18 protein-coding genes and 1 tRNA gene are annotated in these 18,858 nt (G+C 66.3%); 16 read left to right on the top strand and 3 right to left on the bottom strand.

Annotation, left to right across the window (positions count from 1 at the left end):
* The first annotated feature begins 36 nt into the window (after window positions 1-36).
* Complete coding sequence (gene rpoD, locus AC07XB_RS08390; protein WP_492827670.1) at window positions 37-2,313, top strand: RNA polymerase sigma factor RpoD; 2,277 nt, start codon at window positions 37-39, stop codon at window positions 2,311-2,313.
* 27 nt (window positions 2,314-2,340) lie between these two features.
* Window positions 2,341-2,419: transfer RNA gene (locus AC07XB_RS08395), tRNA-Ile, on the top strand.
* Between the two features lie 73 nt (window positions 2,420-2,492).
* On the opposite strand, the gene AC07XB_RS08400 is transcribed toward AC07XB_RS08395, so the two are convergent.
* On the bottom strand, window positions 2,493-2,855 hold the full coding sequence (locus tag AC07XB_RS08400) for a hypothetical protein (RefSeq protein ID WP_492374007.1): 363 nt from the start codon (window positions 2,853-2,855) through the stop codon (window positions 2,493-2,495).
* Between the two features lie 287 nt (window positions 2,856-3,142).
* On the opposite strand from AC07XB_RS08400, the gene AC07XB_RS08405 reads away from it, so the two are divergent.
* Window positions 3,143-3,670: a DUF3455 domain-containing protein gene (locus tag AC07XB_RS08405; RefSeq protein WP_492374008.1), complete on the top strand. Its 528-nt coding sequence runs from the start codon at window positions 3,143-3,145 to the stop codon at window positions 3,668-3,670.
* Between the two features lie 82 nt (window positions 3,671-3,752).
* Here AC07XB_RS08405 and AC07XB_RS08410 read toward each other — a convergent pair whose 3' ends face one another.
* Both AC07XB_RS08410 and AC07XB_RS08415 read right to left on the bottom strand, forming a co-directional pair.
* A complete protein-coding gene (locus AC07XB_RS08410) occupies window positions 3,753-4,220 on the bottom strand; it encodes a hypothetical protein (RefSeq protein ID WP_492374009.1) in 468 nt (155 codons plus the stop codon).
* Between the two features lie 53 nt (window positions 4,221-4,273).
* Entirely contained in the window at window positions 4,274-4,606 is a 333-nt protein-coding gene (locus tag AC07XB_RS08415) for a hypothetical protein (RefSeq protein ID WP_492827668.1), read from the bottom strand.
* A gap of 326 nt (window positions 4,607-4,932) precedes the next feature.
* On the opposite strand from AC07XB_RS08415, the gene AC07XB_RS08420 reads away from it, so the two are divergent.
* The 13 genes from AC07XB_RS08420 (at window position 4,933) to AC07XB_RS08480 (ending at window position 18,339) form a co-directional block, all read left to right on the top strand.
* The gene (locus tag AC07XB_RS08420; RefSeq protein ID WP_492374011.1) at window positions 4,933-6,570 is read left to right on the top strand and encodes a ShlB/FhaC/HecB family hemolysin secretion/activation protein; all 1,638 of its coding nucleotides are present in this window, start codon (window positions 4,933-4,935) and stop codon (window positions 6,568-6,570) included.
* Window positions 6,571-6,637: 67 nt separating this feature from the next.
* Entirely contained in the window at window positions 6,638-8,428 is a 1,791-nt protein-coding gene (locus AC07XB_RS08425) for a DUF2341 domain-containing protein (RefSeq protein WP_492827666.1), read from the top strand.
* Window positions 8,429-8,443: 15 nt separating this feature from the next.
* A complete protein-coding gene (locus AC07XB_RS08430) occupies window positions 8,444-8,854 on the top strand; it encodes an ExbD/TolR family protein (RefSeq protein WP_006158977.1) in 411 nt (136 codons plus the stop codon).
* A gap of 10 nt (window positions 8,855-8,864) precedes the next feature.
* Window positions 8,865-9,575 carry an energy transducer TonB family protein gene (locus AC07XB_RS08435; RefSeq protein WP_492827664.1) on the top strand — a complete coding sequence of 237 codons (711 nt, stop codon included), beginning with the start codon at window positions 8,865-8,867 and terminating at the stop codon, window positions 9,573-9,575.
* A gap of 74 nt (window positions 9,576-9,649) precedes the next feature.
* Entirely contained in the window at window positions 9,650-11,416 is a 1,767-nt protein-coding gene (locus AC07XB_RS08440) for a putative porin (protein WP_492827662.1), read from the top strand.
* 10 nt (window positions 11,417-11,426) lie between these two features.
* Window positions 11,427-12,221 (top strand): hypothetical protein, encoded by a 795-nt coding sequence (locus AC07XB_RS08445; RefSeq protein ID WP_492827660.1) that lies wholly within the window; start codon window positions 11,427-11,429, stop codon window positions 12,219-12,221.
* A complete protein-coding gene (locus AC07XB_RS08450; RefSeq protein ID WP_492827658.1) occupies window positions 12,218-13,354 on the top strand; it encodes a peptidylprolyl isomerase in 1,137 nt (378 codons plus the stop codon). Before AC07XB_RS08445 ends, AC07XB_RS08450 begins: the two co-directional genes overlap by 4 nt.
* 112 nt (window positions 13,355-13,466) lie before the next feature.
* On the top strand, window positions 13,467-13,976 hold the full coding sequence (locus tag AC07XB_RS08455; RefSeq protein WP_492827656.1) for a YbjN domain-containing protein: 510 nt from the start codon (window positions 13,467-13,469) through the stop codon (window positions 13,974-13,976).
* A 35-nt stretch (window positions 13,977-14,011) separates the two neighbouring features.
* Complete coding sequence (locus AC07XB_RS08460) at window positions 14,012-14,488, top strand: YbaB/EbfC family DNA-binding protein (RefSeq protein ID WP_492814267.1); 477 nt, start codon at window positions 14,012-14,014, stop codon at window positions 14,486-14,488.
* Window positions 14,469-15,890 (top strand): trypsin-like peptidase domain-containing protein, encoded by a 1,422-nt coding sequence (locus tag AC07XB_RS08465; protein ID WP_492374019.1) that lies wholly within the window; start codon window positions 14,469-14,471, stop codon window positions 15,888-15,890. Before AC07XB_RS08460 ends, AC07XB_RS08465 begins: the two co-directional genes overlap by 20 nt.
* Before the next feature lie 133 nt (window positions 15,891-16,023).
* Window positions 16,024-16,740 carry an STN domain-containing protein gene (locus tag AC07XB_RS08470; RefSeq protein WP_492374020.1) on the top strand — a complete coding sequence of 239 codons (717 nt, stop codon included), beginning with the start codon at window positions 16,024-16,026 and terminating at the stop codon, window positions 16,738-16,740.
* A complete protein-coding gene (locus AC07XB_RS08475; RefSeq protein WP_150984208.1) occupies window positions 16,741-17,256 on the top strand; it encodes an RNA polymerase sigma factor in 516 nt (171 codons plus the stop codon).
* Window positions 17,257-17,346: 90 nt separating this feature from the next.
* Window positions 17,347-18,339, top strand: coding sequence for a FecR family protein (locus AC07XB_RS08480; protein ID WP_492374021.1), 993 nt, complete (start codon window positions 17,347-17,349; stop codon window positions 18,337-18,339).
* Window positions 18,340-18,858 lie beyond the last annotated feature (519 nt).

Consider the following 18,858-nt stretch of genomic DNA (forward strand, 5'->3'; position numbering starts at 1 on the left):
GCCAATACAAGCGGCAAGCACGCCGCATCTGTACCTGTGAAAGGCAAGAGTATTACCGTGGCGAAACAGCAGAATACCGAAGTCGAGAGCAAGAAAGCGGCAGCGACCAGCGCCAAGACCGGAGACGCCAAGCCAGGCGCCGCCGAGCCCGAGGCCACGCCGAATGCCACAACTTCCGCCCCCGTTGCATCCGAGCGTCCCGCCGCTCCGGCAGTCAAGCCGGAGCCGAAGAAGCGTGGCCGCAAGCCCAAGGCCGGAGCGCAGCACGACGACAGCACACCAGACGACGTGACTGAAGAGCTTTACGAAGACGAGATCCCCGCGGCGGCAACGCCGACTGCAGCGCCCAAGAGCGAAAAGCAAAAGGCTCGCGACCGCAAGGCCAAGGAAAAGGCTCTGCTGAAGGAGTTCGCCTCGACGCAGCAGGGTACCGAGGAAGAACTGGAAGTACGCCGCCAGAAGCTCAAGGCGCTGATCAAGCTCGGCAAGTCGCGCGGCTACCTGACGTACGCGGAAATCAACGATCACCTGCCGGACGACATGGTCGATTCGGAAACGATCGACACGCTGGTCGCCACGCTCAACGACATCGGCATCGCCGTCTACGAGCAGGCGCCGGACGCGGAAACGCTGCTGCTCAACGACAATGCCCCGTCCGCCACCAGCGAGGAAGAAGCCGAGGAAGAAGCTGAGGCCGCGCTTTCCACGGTGGACTCCGAGTTCGGCCGCACCACGGACCCCGTGCGCATGTACATGCGCGAGATGGGTACGGTGGAGCTGCTGACGCGCGAAGGCGAAATCGAAATCGCCAAGCGCATCGAGGCCGGCCTGAAAGACATGGTGATGGCGATCTCCGCCTGCCCGGTCACGATCTCCGAGATCCTGGCCTTGGCCGAGCGCGTTGCCAGCGATGAAATCAAGATCGACGAGTTCGTCGACGGCCTGATCGACCCGAACGCCGCGGACGTGCCCGTGGCCCCGCCGGCTCCGGCCGTGGTGGCGGCTGCCGAGGAAGACGAACTGGAGTCTGACGGCGAAGAGTCCGACGAAGACGAGGATGACGATGCCGGCGGCCTGGCTGCCTCGGCACGCCAGCTCGAAGAGCTGAAGCTGGCCGCGCTGGAAAAATTCCGCGTGATCGCCGAGCAGTTCGACAAGATGCGCCGCTCGTTCGAGAAGGAAGGCTACAAGTCCAAGTCCTACGTCAAGGCCCAGGAAGCCATCCTGAACGAGCTGATGAGCATCCGCTTCACCGCCCGCAATGTCGAACGCCTGTGCGACACGCTGCGTGGCCAGGTGGACGAAGTGCGCAAGCTCGAGCGCTCCATCCTGAAGATCGTGGTGGACAAGTGCGGCATGCCGCGTGCGGATTTCGTCGCCCGTTTCCCGGGCAATGAGACCAACCTCGAGTGGATCGACACGATTATCAAAGACGGCAAGCCGTACAGCACCATCGTCGAACGTAATGTGCCGGCCGTGCGCGAGCTGCAGCAAAAGCTGATCGACCTGCAGATGCGCGTGGTGCTGCCGCTCAAGGAGCTCAAGGAAGTCAACCGCAAGATGAGCGAGGGCGAGAAGCGCGCCCGCGAAGCCAAGCGCGAGATGACCGAGGCCAACCTGCGCCTGGTGATCTCGATCGCCAAGAAGTACACCAACCGCGGCCTGCAGTTCCTCGATCTGATCCAGGAAGGCAATATCGGCCTGATGAAGGCGGTGGACAAGTTCGAATACCGCCGCGGCTACAAGTTCTCGACCTACGCGACGTGGTGGATCCGCCAGGCCATCACCCGCTCGATCGCCGATCAGGCGCGCACCATCCGTATCCCGGTGCACATGATCGAAACGATCAACAAGATGAACCGCATCTCGCGCCAGATCCTGCAGGAAACCGGCAACGAGCCGGATCCGGCAACGCTGGCCGAGAAGATGGAGATGCCGGAAGACAAGATCCGCAAGATCATGAAGATCGCGAAGGAACCGATCTCCATGGAAACGCCGATCGGTGACGACGACGACTCCCATCTTGGCGACTTCATCGAAGACACCAACACGCTGGCCCCGGCCGAAGCGGCGCTGCACGGCTCCATGCGCGACGTCGTCAAGGATGTGCTGGATTCGCTCACGCCGCGCGAAGCCAAGGTGCTGCGCATGCGTTTCGGCATCGAAATGAGCACGGACCACACGCTGGAAGAAGTCGGCAAGCAGTTCGACGTCACACGCGAGCGGATCCGTCAAATAGAAGCCAAGGCATTGCGCAAGCTGCGTCACCCGAGCCGCTCGGATAAGCTAAAGAGTTTCCTTGAAGGCAGTTGATCGGTATCATGCCGGTCTGACTTTCCAGGGCCTCTAGCTCATGCCTGGTTAGAGCAGCGGACTCATAATCCGTTGGTGCCGTGTTCGACTCACGGGAGGCCCACCATAGTTGAAAAAGCCCCGCAGATTCCTGCGGGGCTTTTTCTTTGCCGCGTCGGACTTAATCTGAGCAGGCCGCCCTATTTGTCCATGCCGGCAGCGGGCGATTTTTTCTGGCTTGACGCCTTGCCAGCTGGCTTCTTGGTAGACGCTTTTGAGTCGGTGAGCGCCGAGGCCGTGTTCTGGTTGGCACCCTGGGTGTACGGGTCAAACTTGTCGTTGGCCTTTGCGGTGTCTGGCACGTAGCCGTCCTTGTTGGTAGCGCGTTCGGCATCGGGTACGTAGCCGTCTTTATTGGTCGTGCGTTGAGGGTCCGGCACATAGCCGTCCTTGTTGGTGCTACGCATGTTGTAGTCGTAGCGATCCGCTGGATTTGCGGGGCCTGCGGCGTAGACGGTAGCAGGCAGGAGAACTGCAATTGCCATTGCGATAGCGATCTTCATGGATGACTCCTTCCAATCAAAGTCGATGCAAAGCCGATGACCCTCGCGCGCTCAACTGGCGCAACGGTCCGCCTATTAGCGTAGCCGTCAGGCTTGCAGAATTCCAGTGATCATTTTGCTGCCCGCCTGTGGCTGAGCCCATGTCTGCAGTTCGCTACTTCAACCGCATCCAGTGGCAACGCGGCCGGCCGGGCCTGCCGCGTTTGCTGCGATTGCCGTGTCTTCCTCCGTTTCCTTGCCATCGCGCCGGAGGTACTATTCTGACCGGGCTCAGGCAAGGAGGGTGTATGCCGCAAGATTTCCACACCAGTCGCAAAGCGCATCGCATTGCCCTCGCCGGAGCATGCTTGTTGGTTTCTTGCGCCGTTGCCCAGGAGGCCGCGCCGCCTGAGCTCCAGCCCGCCGACGTCCATCGTACGATCGCGACCCTGCATGCGTCCGGCGTGCAGATCTATGTATGCAAGCGCGATCAGGGCAGTTCATTGGCGTGGGCATTCAAATCCCCCGAAGCGGATCTGCGCGACGATTCCGGCAAGCTCATCGCCCGGCACTACGCCGGGCCGACCTGGGAGGCGCCGGACGGCAGCAAGATAACCGGCAAAGTACTGCGGCAGGCCGCAAATGCCAGGGCGCCCGACAGCATTGCGCTATTGCTGTTGCAGGCGACGAGTTCCGGAGGGGCGGGCTTGCTAGCGGGAGTGCATTACGTTCAGCGCTTGAACACGCAAGGCGGCATTGCGCCCGCTCAGGCCTGCACCGAGGAAGGACAGGAAAGCCGCGTGCCTTATCGCGCGGACTATGTATTTCTCGAATAGACGCGTCTCGTCGAGGCAGGCGCGTTCGTTCCGATGGCGTTGCCGTCCGCGCCGCTCGGGCGAGCCGCGCAGCACCAGGCCTTCAAAGCTTCTGCACCGCAGCCAGGTCGAATATCTTCGCCCAGCGCAACGCTTCCTTCCGGCTTGCCATCGGGATCTGCCAACTGTCTTGCGCCTGGTGTTCGAGACGTAAGGCAAGCATCCATGCGCTGCCGTTCTCCAGCGCGGTGGCACTCGCTATATCGGCAAAAATAAACTTCGCCTGCTGTCCGTCGACATCCAGTGCGCCACGCTTGCGCTCCGGATCCACGTGCATCGTCCCCCATGCGCCCTCCAGCGACAGGATGCGCTCGCCCTTGATCTTGACGCCGTGGATCGCGCGGTAGCGGCGGACCAGGCTTGCGACGAATGCCACGAGCAGCGCCGCGCAGAACAAGACGGCGGTGGTCCCGGCGATCGCGCCATAGGCTGCGGCCACCGTGGCGTACAGGCGGACCGCACCATAGATGAGGGCACCGATCAAGGCGAGGCCGGCGATGATGAATGGCACGTCTTTTCCCTTAAAGAAACCGTGGTGAATGGAGTGGCTTGCCGCTAAGGCGGCTATGGCCGCTGCGGCGTGACCGATGTGCCGAAGGTATTGCCCATGCGGTGGCTGGTCGCCGAGTAGTTGAACAGCCCCAGCGCGTTGGAGGGACGCTCCACGATAGCCTCGGACGCCAGCTTGCGCTCCGAGGGTGGCTGGCCGGGGGTGGGCTTGGGGCTTAGCTTCTGCGTCAGGCAAGGAAACGACGGGGCCCGCATGCCATTGACTTCGACCTCGACACAGCTCGCCGTGCCGTCCCCCGTTGGTGGGGATGCTTCCGCAGCGAGTAGCGGGCAGGCCGCGCCAAGGCTACCTGCGGCAATCACTACAGCGTTCAGCCATCCGCGCATTTCGTGCTCCATTTTCATTGATTGCCAACCCCGCCATTGGCGATATGCCTGAAGTGTAGCGCTCCATTCCGAGTAGCGCGGCATGCAATTGCTCTGCGATATCGCTGCCGTTGAGGCGCATCGCCATGCCCCGCGCCCGCACATGAAGCTTTCGTGACAAACGACAGTCGGCGCGCGGGCTGTTCGTCTAACCAATCGTACGCGGCGCTGAAATGATGACCGCTCATCATGGCCTCATCGGACGCGATCGCTTACGACTTGCCTCTGGTCGAGGCGCCGGCGCAAGGGAACGACGGCAATTGTTTCGCAAGGGATTGAGCAAACACATGCATGACAAGAACAAGAACGATGCGTCCGCGCGCTGGAGGGCGCTATGTCTGGCGATGCTAGGACTAGGGACGCAGGGAACCGCGATGGCGCAGGCCCCCGCTGCCACCGAGGCGGCAACGCCGGGCGTGCAGGCCGATGCGCAACGGCGCGTCGACATCAACGAGTACATCGTGCGTGGGAACACGGTGCTGGATGCGCGCGCGATCGAGCGCGCGGTCACGCCTTACCTTGGGCCGAAGCGCACGCTGAAGGATATCGAGGGTGCGCGCGATGCGCTGCTGGCGGCCTACCAGGCAAAGGGATACCAGTCGGTCTACGTGGACCTGCCTGAGCAGCAGGCGGTTGGCGGCGTGGTCTTCCTGCAGGTGAGCGAGACCAAGGTGGGCCGCGTGCGTGTGGTGGGAGCGCAGTACAACTCGCCGGTAGAGGTGCGTGAGCAGGTGCCCGCGCTGGCGGAGGGCGCGGTGCCGGACTTCAACCAGGCGCAGACGGAGCTCACTGCCTTGAACCGGACCGCGAACCGGCAGGTGATGCCGCTGGTCAGGCAAGGCGCGCTGCCTGGCACCATGGACGTTGATCTCAAGGTCGAGGACAGCAGCCCGTGGCGGGCAAGCGTGGGCCTGAACAACGACTACAGCGCGGATACCAAGCAACTGCGGGCCACGGCTTCGCTGGGCCACGACAACCTCTGGCAACTGGGGCACAGCGCCTCGGTCAGTTTCTTTGGCGCCCCGCAGGACCTGAACCAGACCCAGGTGTGGTCCGGCTCGTATGTGGCGCCGCTGCGTGGCACTAACTGGGGCCTCGAGGCTTCCGGCTACAAATCGGACAGCAACGTCGCGACGCTAGGCGGCACCAATGTATTGGGCAAGGGCTATGCGGTTGGCGTGAAGGCCACCTACACCGTGCCGAACACCGGCGCATGGTGGCACGCGTTCAGCGCCGGCGTGGACTTCAAGGACAACGACGAGGTGACGCGCCTTGGCAGCGCCGGCGATACGGTGCCGCTCAAGTACGCGCCGATCACGCTTGGCTACTCGGGCTTCGGCCAGACGGAGCGCGGCACCTATGGCCTGAACCTCTCGCTGGTCGCGGGCACGCGCAGCTTCCTTGGCTACGGCAGCACCGCGCAGCAATTCGACTACAAGCGCTACAAGGCGTCGCCGAGCTTCATGGTGCTCAAAGGCGATACCAATGGCTCCTACACCTTCGCGGGCAACGCGCAGCTGGGCTGGCGCCTGGCGGCCCAGATCACGGATTCCCCGCTGGTCTCGAACGAGCAGATCGCGGCCGGCGGCATGAACTCGGTGCGCGGCTACCTGTCCGCCGAGACCACCGGAGACTATGGCGTGGTCGGGTCCGTGGAAATGCGCACGCCGCCGCTGGCCTTCTTCACTTCCGTGGTTGAAAACTGGCGTGCTTACCTGTTTGCCGATGCCGGCCAGGTCCGTCTGCGCGATCCGTTGCCCGAGCAGAAGAGCAACGTCTCGCTCGCCTCGGTGGGGGTGGGCACTACGTTCCGCCTCGGCCAGAAAGTCACCGGGCGCCTGGACCTGGGCTATCCGCTCAAGGACGGGCCACGCACGCAGCGTGGCGACCCGCGCGTGAACTTCAGCGTCACCGCCAGTTACTGAGCGCGTGCGGCGCGCCGCTTCCAACCTGAAACATCGACTCCCGACGAGCTAACCGAGAACCACTGTCATGCGACGCATCCTTTTGCTCGTGCTCACGCTGCTGAGCACACTCCTGCCGGACCTGGCCCATGCCTGGTGGCAGCCCGACTGGGCTTATCGCAAGCCGATCACGATCGACGCCGGCCCCAAGGCCGGCGCGATCGGCGGCGATGCCGGGCGTACCCCGGTGCTGCTGCGCCTGCATACCGGCAACTTCAGCTTTGAAGGCGTGAGCGAGACTGGCGCCGACCTGCGCTTTGTTGCCGCCGACGACAAGACCGTGCTTAACCACCAGATCGAACAGTTCGATCCGCTCTTGGGCATCGCGCTGATCTGGATCGACGTTCCGTCGGTCTCGGCGGCGGGCCCGCAGCAGCTGTGGATGTACTACGGCAACGCCAAGGCGCCGGCATCGGGCAATGGCCAGCGGACCTTCGACCCTGACTACACGCTGGTCTACCACTTTGCCGAAGGCAGCGTGCCGGCACGCGACACCACGGCCTACGGCAACCACAGCCAGACCGCAGTGGTGAGCGTCGATGGCACTGTCATCGGCAAGGGCGCGCAGCTCGGCGCCGCCCCGCTGGTGCTGCCGTCGTCGCCGTCGCTGGCGCTGGCCGCGGGCGCGCCGTTCGGCTTCTCCGCCTGGGTGCGCCCCGAGAAGCTCGGCCCGCAGCAAGCCGTCTATGCGCGCCGAGATGGCGCGGGCGAACTCGTCATCGGGATCGACCAGGGCGTGCCGTTCGTGCAGGTCAATGGCCAGCGCAGCAATCCCGGCCAGCCCGTGCAGGCGGGGCAGTGGTCGCACCTGGCAGTCAAGTCCGATGGCAAGAGCGTGTCGCTGTATGTCGGCGGACGTCCTGCCGCGTCGCTGGCAACCGCCTTGCCGGCGCTGAACACGCCGGCCACGCTCGGTGCCGACGCGGCGGCGGCCAACACGCCGGCCGCAGCGACCGCGCTGAGCCCGTTCACCGGTGCCATCGATGAAGTGCGCTTGTCCAAGGTGGCGCGCCCGGATGCGCTGATCCTCGCCGACGCCGTATCGCAAGGTGCCGAATCGCGCCTGGCCGTGTTCGGCGCGGACGAGCAACAGGCCGGAAAGAGCCATTTCGGCTTCATCCTCGCCGCCATGCCGCTGGACGCCTGGATCGTGGTGGGCCTGCTCGGCATCATGATGGCGCTGTCGTGGGCCATCATGATCAGCAAGGGCCGCAGCTACGGCGCCACCTCGCGCGCCAACGCTGCCTTCATGGTGCATTTCCGCGAAGCGGCCGGCGCGCCGCTGGACCAGCTGGCCAAGAGCAACCGCGTACCCGAGGCCGTCAAGGCGGATTCGTCGCTGTGGCGCTTGTATGAAATGGCGGTCGAGGAACTGCACCGCCGCCATCAGATGGGCTACGACCTCAACGCGGTCTCCGACGCGACCATCAGCGCGATCCGCGCGGCCATGGATGGCGTGATGGTGCGCGAGAGCGAGCGCATGGCCAAGCGCATGAACTGGCTGTCGACCACCATCGAAGGCGCGCCATATGTGGGCCTGTTCGGCACCGTGATCGGGATCATGCTGGTGTTTGTCGTGGCGGCCATGGCCGGCGCGGTGGATATCAACTCGGTGGCGCCGGGCATGGCCGCGGCCTTGCTGTGTACCGCCGCCGGGTTGGGCGTCGCGATTCCCGCGCTGTTCGGCTACAACTGGCTTGCCTCGCGCTCGGATTCGATCGGCGCCGACATGGCGGTGTTCGTGGACGAGTTCGCCACGCGCCTGGCCGAAGAGCAGGGCGAGGGACGTCGCGTCCCCGCTGCCCTGCACCGGGCTTAAGGGGAGCGCGCGGCCATGGCATACGCAGCCAAGTTCGGCACCAAGAAGCGCACGGGCGGCATCAACATCACGCCCTTCGTCGACGTGCTGCTGGTGGTGCTGGTGATTTTCATCCTGACCAGCAATGCCAGCATCCCGGGCATCAAGGTGGACCTGCCCAAGGCGAGTTCGTCGGTCGCGCTGGAGAAGCCCAAGACCAAGGCCATCACGATCGACAACGCGGGCCAGGTCTTCCTCGACGCCTATCCGGTGACGCTGCCGGAGCTGGAGGAGCGCTTGCGCACGGAGAAGGCGCTCACGCCGGATTTCCCCGTGATCGTGCGGGGCGACGCCGCCGTGCAGTACGCGAAGGTGGTGGAGGTGCTGGACCTGCTCAGGCGCATCGACCTGAACCAGATCGGCCTCGTCACCGGCAAGCCGGCGTGAGGAGAGTCGGGTGAAACATCGTGATCCAACTCTTCCGCCCCGGCAGCGTGCCATCGCCTTGTGGCGCCGCTGGGGCGGGCTGATCATCGGCGCGCTGGTCATCATCGGGCTGGCCGTGCTGGTCTGGCGCTTGCTGTCCGACACCGCCAGCACCAAGCGCGAGGTGGCGGCCACGCCGATGCTGGTGCTGCCACCGCCACCGCCGCCGCCTCCCGAGCCCGAGAAGCCGCCCGAACCGGTGCCGGAGAAGGTCAAGCCGGAAGTGGTCGAGCCCGAGCCCAAGCCGGCGGACCCGCAGGAAGCGCCGAAGGACGACGCACCCCCAAGCCCGTCGAAGGATCTCGGCGACCCGGTCACGATCGACGGCGCGGCGCAAGCCGGCACGGATGCATTTGGCATCCAGGCCGGGCGCGGCGGCGGCATGACCGGCGGTGGCGGCGGGCTGGGCAGCCGGTCCTATTCGAGCTACGTCTCGGGTGCCTTGCAGCAGGCCTTTGCGCGCGACCAGCGCACCCGGCAGCTGGCGTTCGAGGACATCCGCATCGAGCTGTGGCTGGACGCCGACGGCCGCGCCACGCGTGCGCAACTGGTGCGCAGCACCGGCAACGCGCAGACCGATGAAGCCGTGCTGGCCATGGTGCGCGATTTCCGGGCCGACGAACGGCCGCCGGCATCGCTGCGCTTTCCGATGCGCATGTCGATCAAGGGGCGTCGGCCGTGACGTGGCCAGCAGGCCGCCGCCGCAAGTCTCACCGCATGCCCAACCTATTCCACCTCATTCTCGTGAACGAACCGATGAACCATCCAGCACACTCCCGCCGCCATGCGGAGCCGGCCCGCAAGACCCACGCGCTGGCCGCCGCCATGGCGATCGCGCTGCTCGGCGCAAGCGGCGCGGGCTACGCGCAAGGCGCGGCACCCGCCGATAGCACCATGGTCAAGCTGATCCGTGGCCTGATGCAAAGCGGTGCCCTGAAAAAAGATGCCGGTGAAGCCTTGCTTGCCCAGGCCCAGACCGAAGCCATGGCGCAGCAGCAGGCGCCGCGCGTGGCGTCGGCAGCGCCGGCCGCCGCTGCCGGCGGGTTGCGCGTGGAGCCGGGCGACGTGCGCGTGCCCTATATTTCCGACACTGTGCGCGACCAGATCCGCGATGAGGTCAAGGGTCAGGTCATGGCCCAGGCCCAGGCCGAAGGCTGGGCGGCACCGAACGAAACGCCGGAGTGGACCAAGCGTATCCGCATCGAAGGGGACGTGCGCGTGCGCGACGAGTCGCGCTTCTACTCCAGCAACAACAGCGATATCGCCATCGACTGGGCGGCCATCAACCAGGGCAGCGGCTTTGACGTCAACCCGAACACCAATCTCTCGCTGCCGCCGCTGGTCAACACGCGGCAGAACCGCGTGAGCCTGCTGCGTGCCCGCGCCAGGTTCGGCGTGCTGGCCGATATTTCCGACAGCACGCATGCGGGCATCCGCATTGCCACCGGCAACGACGACAGCCCGGTGTCCACCAACCAGACCCTGGGCGGCGGCCTGGCCAAGAAGAACGTGTGGCTCGACCAGGGCTGGCTGTCGTACAAGCCGGCGGAATGGGTCAACCTCACGGCCGGGCGCTTCGGCAACCCGTTCGTGTCGTCCGACCTGCTGTTCTCGAACGACCTGAACTTCGACGGCCTGGCCGCGCAGTTCGACAAGGCGTTGCCCAACCGGGACGTCGCGCTGTTCGGCACACTCGGCCTGGTGCCGCTCGAGTATTCCTCCGACAGCTTCCCCAGCCGCAGCCAGAACAAGGCGAGCAGCGAGAAGAAATGGCTGCTGGGTGCGCAGATCGGCGCGAGCTGGAAGCTCAACAACGACAATCGCCTGCGCGGTGCGCTGGCGTACTACGACTTCCGCAACGTCAGCGGGCAGGTGTCGCAGCCTTGCGCGTTGTACGCCGGCGCCGACGGCTGCAGCACCGACTGGTCACGCCCGGCCTTCATGCAGAAGGGCAACACGCTGATGCTGTTGCGCAATATCGCGCTTAATCCGCTGGATCCGGCCGGCACGCCGCAGCCGCAATACGTGGGCCTGGCGTCCAAGTTCCAGCTGCTGGACCTGAACTTCCGCTGGGAAACCAAGGTGGCGGGCAGCCTCGGCCTGCGCATGGATGCGAACTACATCCGCAACCTGGCCTATGACGAGGGCGGCATGTTCTCGCGCGCAAACGGCGGCATCGTCAATAACTTCGGCGGCAGCGGCGGTACCAGCCGCGCGGACTTCAAGAGCGGCGGCAACGCCTATATGTTCCAGGCCACGCTGGGCAAGCCCGTGACGCTGGCCAAGGGCGACTGGAACATGCTGCTTGGCTACAAGCGCATCGAGCCGGATGCCATGCCGGACGGCTACAACGATTCGACCTTCCACCTGGGCGGCACCAACGCACGCGGCTACTACGTGGGCGGCTCGTACGCGCTCGACAAGAACACGTGGGTGACCGGCCGCTGGACGTCGACCAAGGAGGTCTATGGCCCGCCGCTGGCGATCGATATCTTGCAGGTCGAGATCAACACGCGCTTCTAGGAGGGATACCGTGTCATCCACATCACGCTTGCGCGGCGCCTGGCGTCCGCTGGCGCTCGCCGCCAGCTTCATGATGGCCGGCGCAGCGGCTCACGCCCAGCCGGCCCAGACCATGGAAGAGCGCCTGCGCGCCAAGTTGCGCATCACCACCACGCAGCTGCAACAGGCGCAGAACGAACTGGCCGCGCTCAAGGCCGGCGCGCCACATGCCGGCGCCGCGCCATCCGGCGCGGACGCCGACGCGAAGAAGGAACTGGAGCGTGCCCGCGCGCAACTCGCTGCCGAGCGCCAGGAGCGCGAGCGGCTGAGCGACAGGAACCAGCAGGCGCAACAGCAGGCACAGGCGGTTGCCGAGAAGGCCAGCACGCAGATTGCACAGTACCGCAACGCTTATGACGAACTGCTCAAGCTCGCACGCGCGGCCGAGGCGGACCGCCAGCGCCTGGCCCTGGAGGCCAAGACGCAGCACGCCACCTTGGCACAGTGCGAGGCCAAGAACGCGAAGCTCTACGCAGTGGGCCAGGAGATCCTGCGCGCCTACGAGACGGTGGACCTGGGTACGGTGATGATCGCGCGCCAGCCCTTCGCGGCGCAGAGCCGGGTGAAGTTCGAGCAGATCGCGCAGGAGTATGGCGACAAGCTGTACGAAGGGCGCTTCGCGGCCGGCGCTGCGGCAGCCGCCGACGCACCCGCGCAGGCGGCCGCCGAGGTCAAGGCTGCGGCGAGCACCACGAGCACCACGAGCACCGCAAGTGCCACAAGCACCACGAGCGCCACGGGCGCGGCAGAGGCGCCACGCCCATGACGCGCAAAGCCGGCAACGGACCGTGCATGGCGGTGGCGCCGAGCCTGCTGTTGCTGGGGCGTGAGTGTTTTGTCATGTTGCTGCGATGTCATGAGGCGCGCGGGCCAGCGCGCGGGCAAGGCGATGCCGCCGGCCCGCGCAAGCGTTCGCCCGCGCTCACAGAGAAAAAAGGTAAGACACAGATGATTCGAATGAAATCGCACGTCCAGTCCATGCTGCCGCCCGTGCGCACGGCCATCGGCGTCCTGCTGGCCTCGTGGCTGAGCGCAGCGCCGGTGCAGGCGGCGGAGCCCGCACCGGCAAGCGGCCCGGTGGTGGCGCGCGCCGGCTCGGTCACCGTTGGCCAGGATGACGTGGAGCGGCTGCTGCAAGGCCTGCCGGAAGCGGACCGCGCCGCGGCCAGGAGCAACCGCGCGGGCATCGAGAGCTGGCTGCGCCAGCGCCTGGCCAGTGAAGCGCTGCTGCGCGAGGCACAGGGCAAGGGCTGGGCGGAACGACCCGAGGTGAAGGCGCGCGTCGATGCCGCCGTGCGCGAGATCTCCGCGCGGATCGTTGCCTCTACCTACCTGGAGTCGGTCACGCAGTTGCCGGCGGGCTATCCGTCCGAGCTCGAGGTGAAGGCGGCCTATGAAGACGGCAAGGCGAACTTCCAGGTGCCCGCCACTTACCGCGTCGCGCAGATCTTCCTGGCCACCCAGGGCAGCGATGCCGCGGCCACGGCCAAGGTGCGCGACGAAGCCCGCAAGCTGGCCACGCAGGCACGCCAGGGCGATTTCGCGGCGCTCGCCAAGAGCCGCTCGCAGGATCCCCGCGGTGCCGAACGCGGCGGGGAGGTCGGCACGCTGCCGCTGGCGCAGATGCTGCCGGAAGTGCGCGATACCGTTGCCAGGCTCAAGGTTGGCCAGGTGAGCGACCCGGTGCAATCGGCCGCGGGCTTTCATGTGGTGAAGCTGCTGGACACGCAGGCTGGCCGCACCGCAACGCTCGACGAGATCAAGCCGCAGTTGGTGGCGGCGATGCGCCAGCAACGCCAGCAGCAGCTCGTGCAGGCCTATATGGAGAAGCTGGTGGCGCCAGGCGCGGCCAGCATCGACACCGCCGCGCTGGATGCCGGGCTGCAGAAAGCGAACTAGAAAAACGATGCAGGCACGGATCACGGCGCCCGGTCACGCAAGCCTCAATCCCTATCCAAATTTCAATCCAAGTTTCAATCCAAGTTCCAATCATTTCAACACCAGGATACCCATGAACACCACCGCAACCCAGATCGAAACCTCGGCAGACAGCCAACCCGCACTGCTGATGGCAGTGACTTCGGAGCAGGTCTGCGATGCCATCAAGGCCGCCGGCTGCGCCGTGACGGCCATCGAGCAGGACGGCGTGCTGCGCCTGCACAGCGCCAGCCACGGCGTTGGCTTCCAGGTCCTCTGGGGCAACTCGGCTGCGCCGGATGCGTACCTGGATTTCACGCTGAGCTGTCCGCTGCGGGTGCAAGGCGGCGCGTTGCCCGAGGGTGTGCTGGGCGACTGGCATCGCGCCAAGCGCTTCGCGCGCGTCGCGCAGCACGGCGAATTCCTGGTGCTTGAGATGGACGTGGTGATCTCCGGCGGCGTGGGCCCCGACTATCTCACCGTGGCGCTGCAGCTGTGGACGCAGATGATGGGCCAGTTTTTCCTGCATCTGCGCAACTTCCAGCCGGCGGCATCGGATGCAACTGCGGATGCTCCTGCGCAGGAAGAGGCAGCCGCCGCGTAGTGGCCAACGCACCATGACGAAAGACAGGAACTTCGATGCATTCCCCGATTGAGCCAAGCCGGCAGGCCAGTCCTGCCGCGCGCAAGCTGGCTGCGCCCCGGAAAATGTGGGGGCGTTTGCTCCGTACGCTGGGGCTGGTGGGCCTGGGCCTGGGCGCGGCGTCTTCCGCCGCCGCCCCGGCGCAGCCGTTCCCGCAGCACTGGATGCGCTATGCGCAACTGGCCAGCACGGAGTTCCAGGCGCGGCTGGGGGACCCGGCCGACGCGAGCGCCCTGCGTTTGCAGGATTGGATGCAGGCCCGCGCGCAGCCGTCCGCGTCGTTGGTGATGCGTGTGTGGCTTGCTCCCAATGGCCGTGTGGAGCGCATGGAGTTCGACTCGCTGGGCAATCCGCAGGCCGACGCGGACCTGCGCGCGGTGCTGATGACGAAGGCGTTGCCCGAGCCGCCGCCGCCGGATATGCGCCAGCCCATGGTGCTGGAGCTGGGGCTGGATGGCGCGCAAGCGAGCTGACGTGGCGATGGCTTTGGACCCGGGCCGCCGCGGCGGTCTTGCGCGGCGCTCGCTGGCTTTTGCCACCATGGCGCTGCTTTTCGCGCTGGCGGCAGGCACGGCCGGATGCGCGCCGCTGCAGGCGGCGGCGTGGCGAGCCGCGCCCGATTTCTCGCGGCTGGTCCGCGAGAACGGCCCGGCCGTGGTCAACATCGGTGTGGCCCGCGAGGCGTTGCCCGATCCGCTGCGCGGGCGTGCGCAGGGCCAGGACAATGTCGACGAGACCAGCCTGGGCTCGGGCTTTATCCTTAGCGGCGACGGCTATATCCTCACCAACGCGCACGTGGTCGCGCGCGGGTCCCTGGTCAGCGTGAAGCTGACCGACCGGCGCGAGTTCAAGGCCAGGCTGATCGGGCTGGATGCCGTTGCCGACGTCGCCCTGCTCAAGATCGACGCCACCGGCTTGCCGACGGTGAAGATCGGCGACGCCGCGAGCGTGGAGGTGGGCAGCTGGGCCCTGGCCATCGGCTCACCCTATGGTTTCAGTAACTCGGTCACGGCCGGTATCGTCAGCGCCAAGGGCAGGGTGCTGCCTGGCGCCGAGTACATGCCCTTCCTGCAGACCGACGTGCCGGTCAATCCCGGCAACTCCGGCGGCCCGCTGTTCAACCTCAAGGGTGAGGTGATCGGCATCAATTCGCGCATCTACAGCCGCAGCGGCGGCTATCAGGGTTTGTCGTTCGCCATTCCCATCGATGTGGCCATGCGCATCAAGGACCAGTTGCTGCGCCAGGGCGCGGTGACACGCGGGCGTATCGGCGTGGCGGTGCAGGAGGTCTCGCAGGCACTGGCCGATTCGTTCCGCCTGCCCCGGCCTGCGGGCGCGCTGGTGAGCTATGTGCAGCCCGGCGGGGCCGCCAGCCGGGCCGGCATGAAGCCGGGCGATGTGATCCTGCAGGTGGGCGCGCGCGACGTCGTGCAGTCCGCCGATGCGCTGATCTGCATCGCGGACCTGGCCCCCGGCGTTGTCGTCCCGCTGCGCATCTGGCGGGACCGCGCCGCGCTCGTGCTGGAGGTGCGGCCCGATCGCTTCGACGCGCCACGGGTGGCGCGCACGGCGGCGCCCGGGCACGCGCCGCTGGGCATGATGGTCAGGCCGCTGTGGGCGCAAGAGCGGCAGGTGCTGCGTATCGACGGTGGCCTGCTGGTGCAGCGCGTGAACGCGGCTGCGTCGCGCGCCGGCATGAACGCCGGCGACGTGATTCTCGCCGTCAACGGCCAGCCGGTCGACAGCATCGAGGCGCTGGCCGACGAGGCCAGCGCGGCGGACGGCGCGGTGGCGCTGCTGGTCCAGCGTGGCAACGCGCGGTTGTTTATCGCGATCGAGACGCAGCAGCCGGCGGGTCCCGGCCAGGAGGAGTGAGCCATGTCACGGCAGTGGCTGGCACGCCTTCACGGCGGCGTCACATTGGATCCCTACGATGCGCACGGGTATGCACTTGGGCCACGCGCTCGATGCGGCAAGGACTCCTCAACGCACATGGCATTGGATAGTGATGGCAAGCTTGGTCGCAGCCCCCGGTGCGCGCGCACTGGTCGTCTATATGGCGGTCCTGGCCCTCTGCCTCGCCTGCCAGCAGACCCGCGCCCAGCAGCCCGCCAACCGCGGCGCGGTGGAGATGGCATTCGACCTGCCGGCCCAGCCGCTCAAGCAAGCGTTGGCGCAATACGACGCGCAGACCAGCCTGTCCGTCTTCTTTTCCTCCGAGCTGGCAGCGGGGCGAACCTCGACTGCTGTCCACGGCACCTTCAGCCCGGAAAACGCCTTGCGCAAGATGCTCGAGGGCACGGGGCTGAGCGTGCAGGCAGCCGCGGCCGATGCCTTCGTGCTGGTGCCCGCGCCGCGCTACGCGGACACGGCCGTCGCGCAGCCCCCGGCCAGCGCCGCGCGGCAATATGACGGCGCCGTGCAGTCGCAGGTCTATCAGGCGCTATGCGCGCGGCCCGCACTCGCGCTCGGGGACTATCGCCTCGCGCTCTATGTGCAGCTCAACGCGGCCGGCCACGTTGCGCACGTGCGCCTGCTGGACACCACCGGCGACAAGGCACGCGATGCGGCCATCATCGAGACCGTGGAGCACGTCGATGTGGGCCAGCCGCCCGGGGATCCGGCCAAGGCATTCGTGCTGCTGGTCAAGCCGGTGCGCTGTGACGCCGCGGCGGCCCGCTCCGGCTCGTGCCAGCCGCCCTGCGGCCGGCAGGCGAGCCGATAGATGAGCGACTCCAGCCGCTCCAGCTTGCGCGAGCTGCTTGCGCAACGCTACGACGACCTCAAGCGCCGCCTGACATGGCGCCTGGGCTCGGCCGAGCTCGCCAGCGATGCGCTGCACGATACCTGGGTGCACCTGGAAGACCGCAAGGAGGAGGGCGAGCCGGTCAAGAGCCCGGCCGCCTACCTGATGCGCATGGCCACCAACCTGGCGCTGGACCGGCTGCAGCGCGACCGCCGCTACATGAGCGCAGAAGAAATGGAGACGCTCATGGCCGAGATCGTCGATCCCGCGCCCGGCCCCGCGCAAACGGTCGCGGCGCGTGACGAGGTCGAGGCCGTTGCACGCCTTATCGAAAGCATGCCGCCACGCCGGCGGGCGATCTTCCTCGCGGTGCGGGTCGATGAACTCTCGAACCAGGAGGCCGCGGTGCGCTTCGGCGTGTCGCCGCGGCTGATCGGCCTGGAGCTCAAGCGGGCCCATGAGTACTGCATGGCCCATAGCCCCAAGCATGGATGAAAAAAAGCATGCCGATCTGTTGCTTCCCAACCGTCTTGTCTATGTCCATGGGCAAACCACGGTGGCGGCTTGCTTGATGCCATGATACGAATGATGATTCCTGCGCGACAACCGGAACGCACGCTCGACGCGATCGAGCGGCAGGCGCTCGCCTGGGTGCGCCGCGTGGCGGCGGGCGAGATGACGCAGGCCGACGGCGCCGCGCTGCGGCGCTGGTGCATGGCCGATCCCGCCAACCGGGCTGCTTTGTCCGTGGCACGGCAGCGATGGGCGCAGCTGGGCGAGGCCAGCCAGCTGGTGGTGGCCCGCAACCCGGCCAGCCTGCGTTTTGCCGGGACGCCGCGCGCGCCGAACTGGCAGCGGCGTGCATTTCTCGGCGGCGCCATGAGCGCGGCGGCAGCCGCGGCGACGGTGGCCGTCATCCGGCCGCCGCTGGGCCTGTGGCCTTCCGTGGAGGAGATGCGCGCGGATTACCGCACCGCGACCGGCGAGCAACGCCGGCTGGCGCTGGCCGAGGATGTCACCGTCGAGCTGAATACGCGCACCAGTATTGCCGTGCGCTCCGGCGCGGGGCGTGTGCAGGGCATCGACCTGATCGCCGGCGAAGCCGCTGTCGATACCTTGAACGCGCCGCGGCCGTTCGCGGTTGTCGCCGGGCCGGGGCGCGCGTTTGCGCAGAGCGCGCGGTTTGAAGTGCGGGTCACGCCTGCCGGTGTATGCGTGACTTGCGTCGAGGGGACCGTGCAGGTGGCGCACGGCGCAGGCATCGCGACGCTGAGCGGCAAGCAGCAACTCACCTACGATAGTGCCGCGCTCGGGCGCATCGTGCATGTCGATCCGACATGGATGCCGGCGTGGCGCGATGGCTACCTGCGGTTTGCCGATACACCATTGCATGAGGTGGTTGAGGAGATCAATCGCTACCGGCCGGGCAGGGTGGTGCTGTTGGATAAGCGGGCGGCAGGCAGGCATGTGACGGGGCGGTTTCAGATTCGGTCGCTGGATAAGGCGATTGCGCAGATACAGCGCTCACTTGGGTTGGAGGTGCGGTCGTTGCCGGGGGGGATTGTGTTGCTTAGTTAGGTGTTTCTTAGGGGGCTTTTGGTTGCTGCTGACGTGGGTGGGCGGTGTTTTAATGCTTCTAGCTGCTGGCGCGGCTGTACGGTATTGGCTGTTTTAGAACGTGTGAGATGTCACTTTTCTTTACTCGTAAAGAAAAGTAACCAAAAGAAAGCGATCCTTGCAGGAGGCTGGCGTGGCGTCATTGGGAATCCCAATGGTTTCGTCGTACGGCCCTGGGTGCTAATGGACTCGTGCCGTTACCAGTTTAGATCATCACGACCCAGCCAATGCCCAAGGATTCGTGGTGGCCCCCACCGGTAGATTCCACCACGAATTTGAAGCCGTCTGTCGCTCGCGGTGTGGGCGGCCACGAAGTTGCAGGCGTCCCGTTTCCGTCGTGGGCGCGGTGGCACCGATTTGATAGGCCCGAAGAATCTCTTCACCGCGCCCACCCCACCACGAAACCATCATAGCGTGATATATCGTGGCGCTTCGGACCGGTACCGGCAGATGCGTGAATGAGCAGGGATGCCTCTACCG

Source organism: Cupriavidus sp. GW821-FHT02F09, from assembly GCF_059421605.1.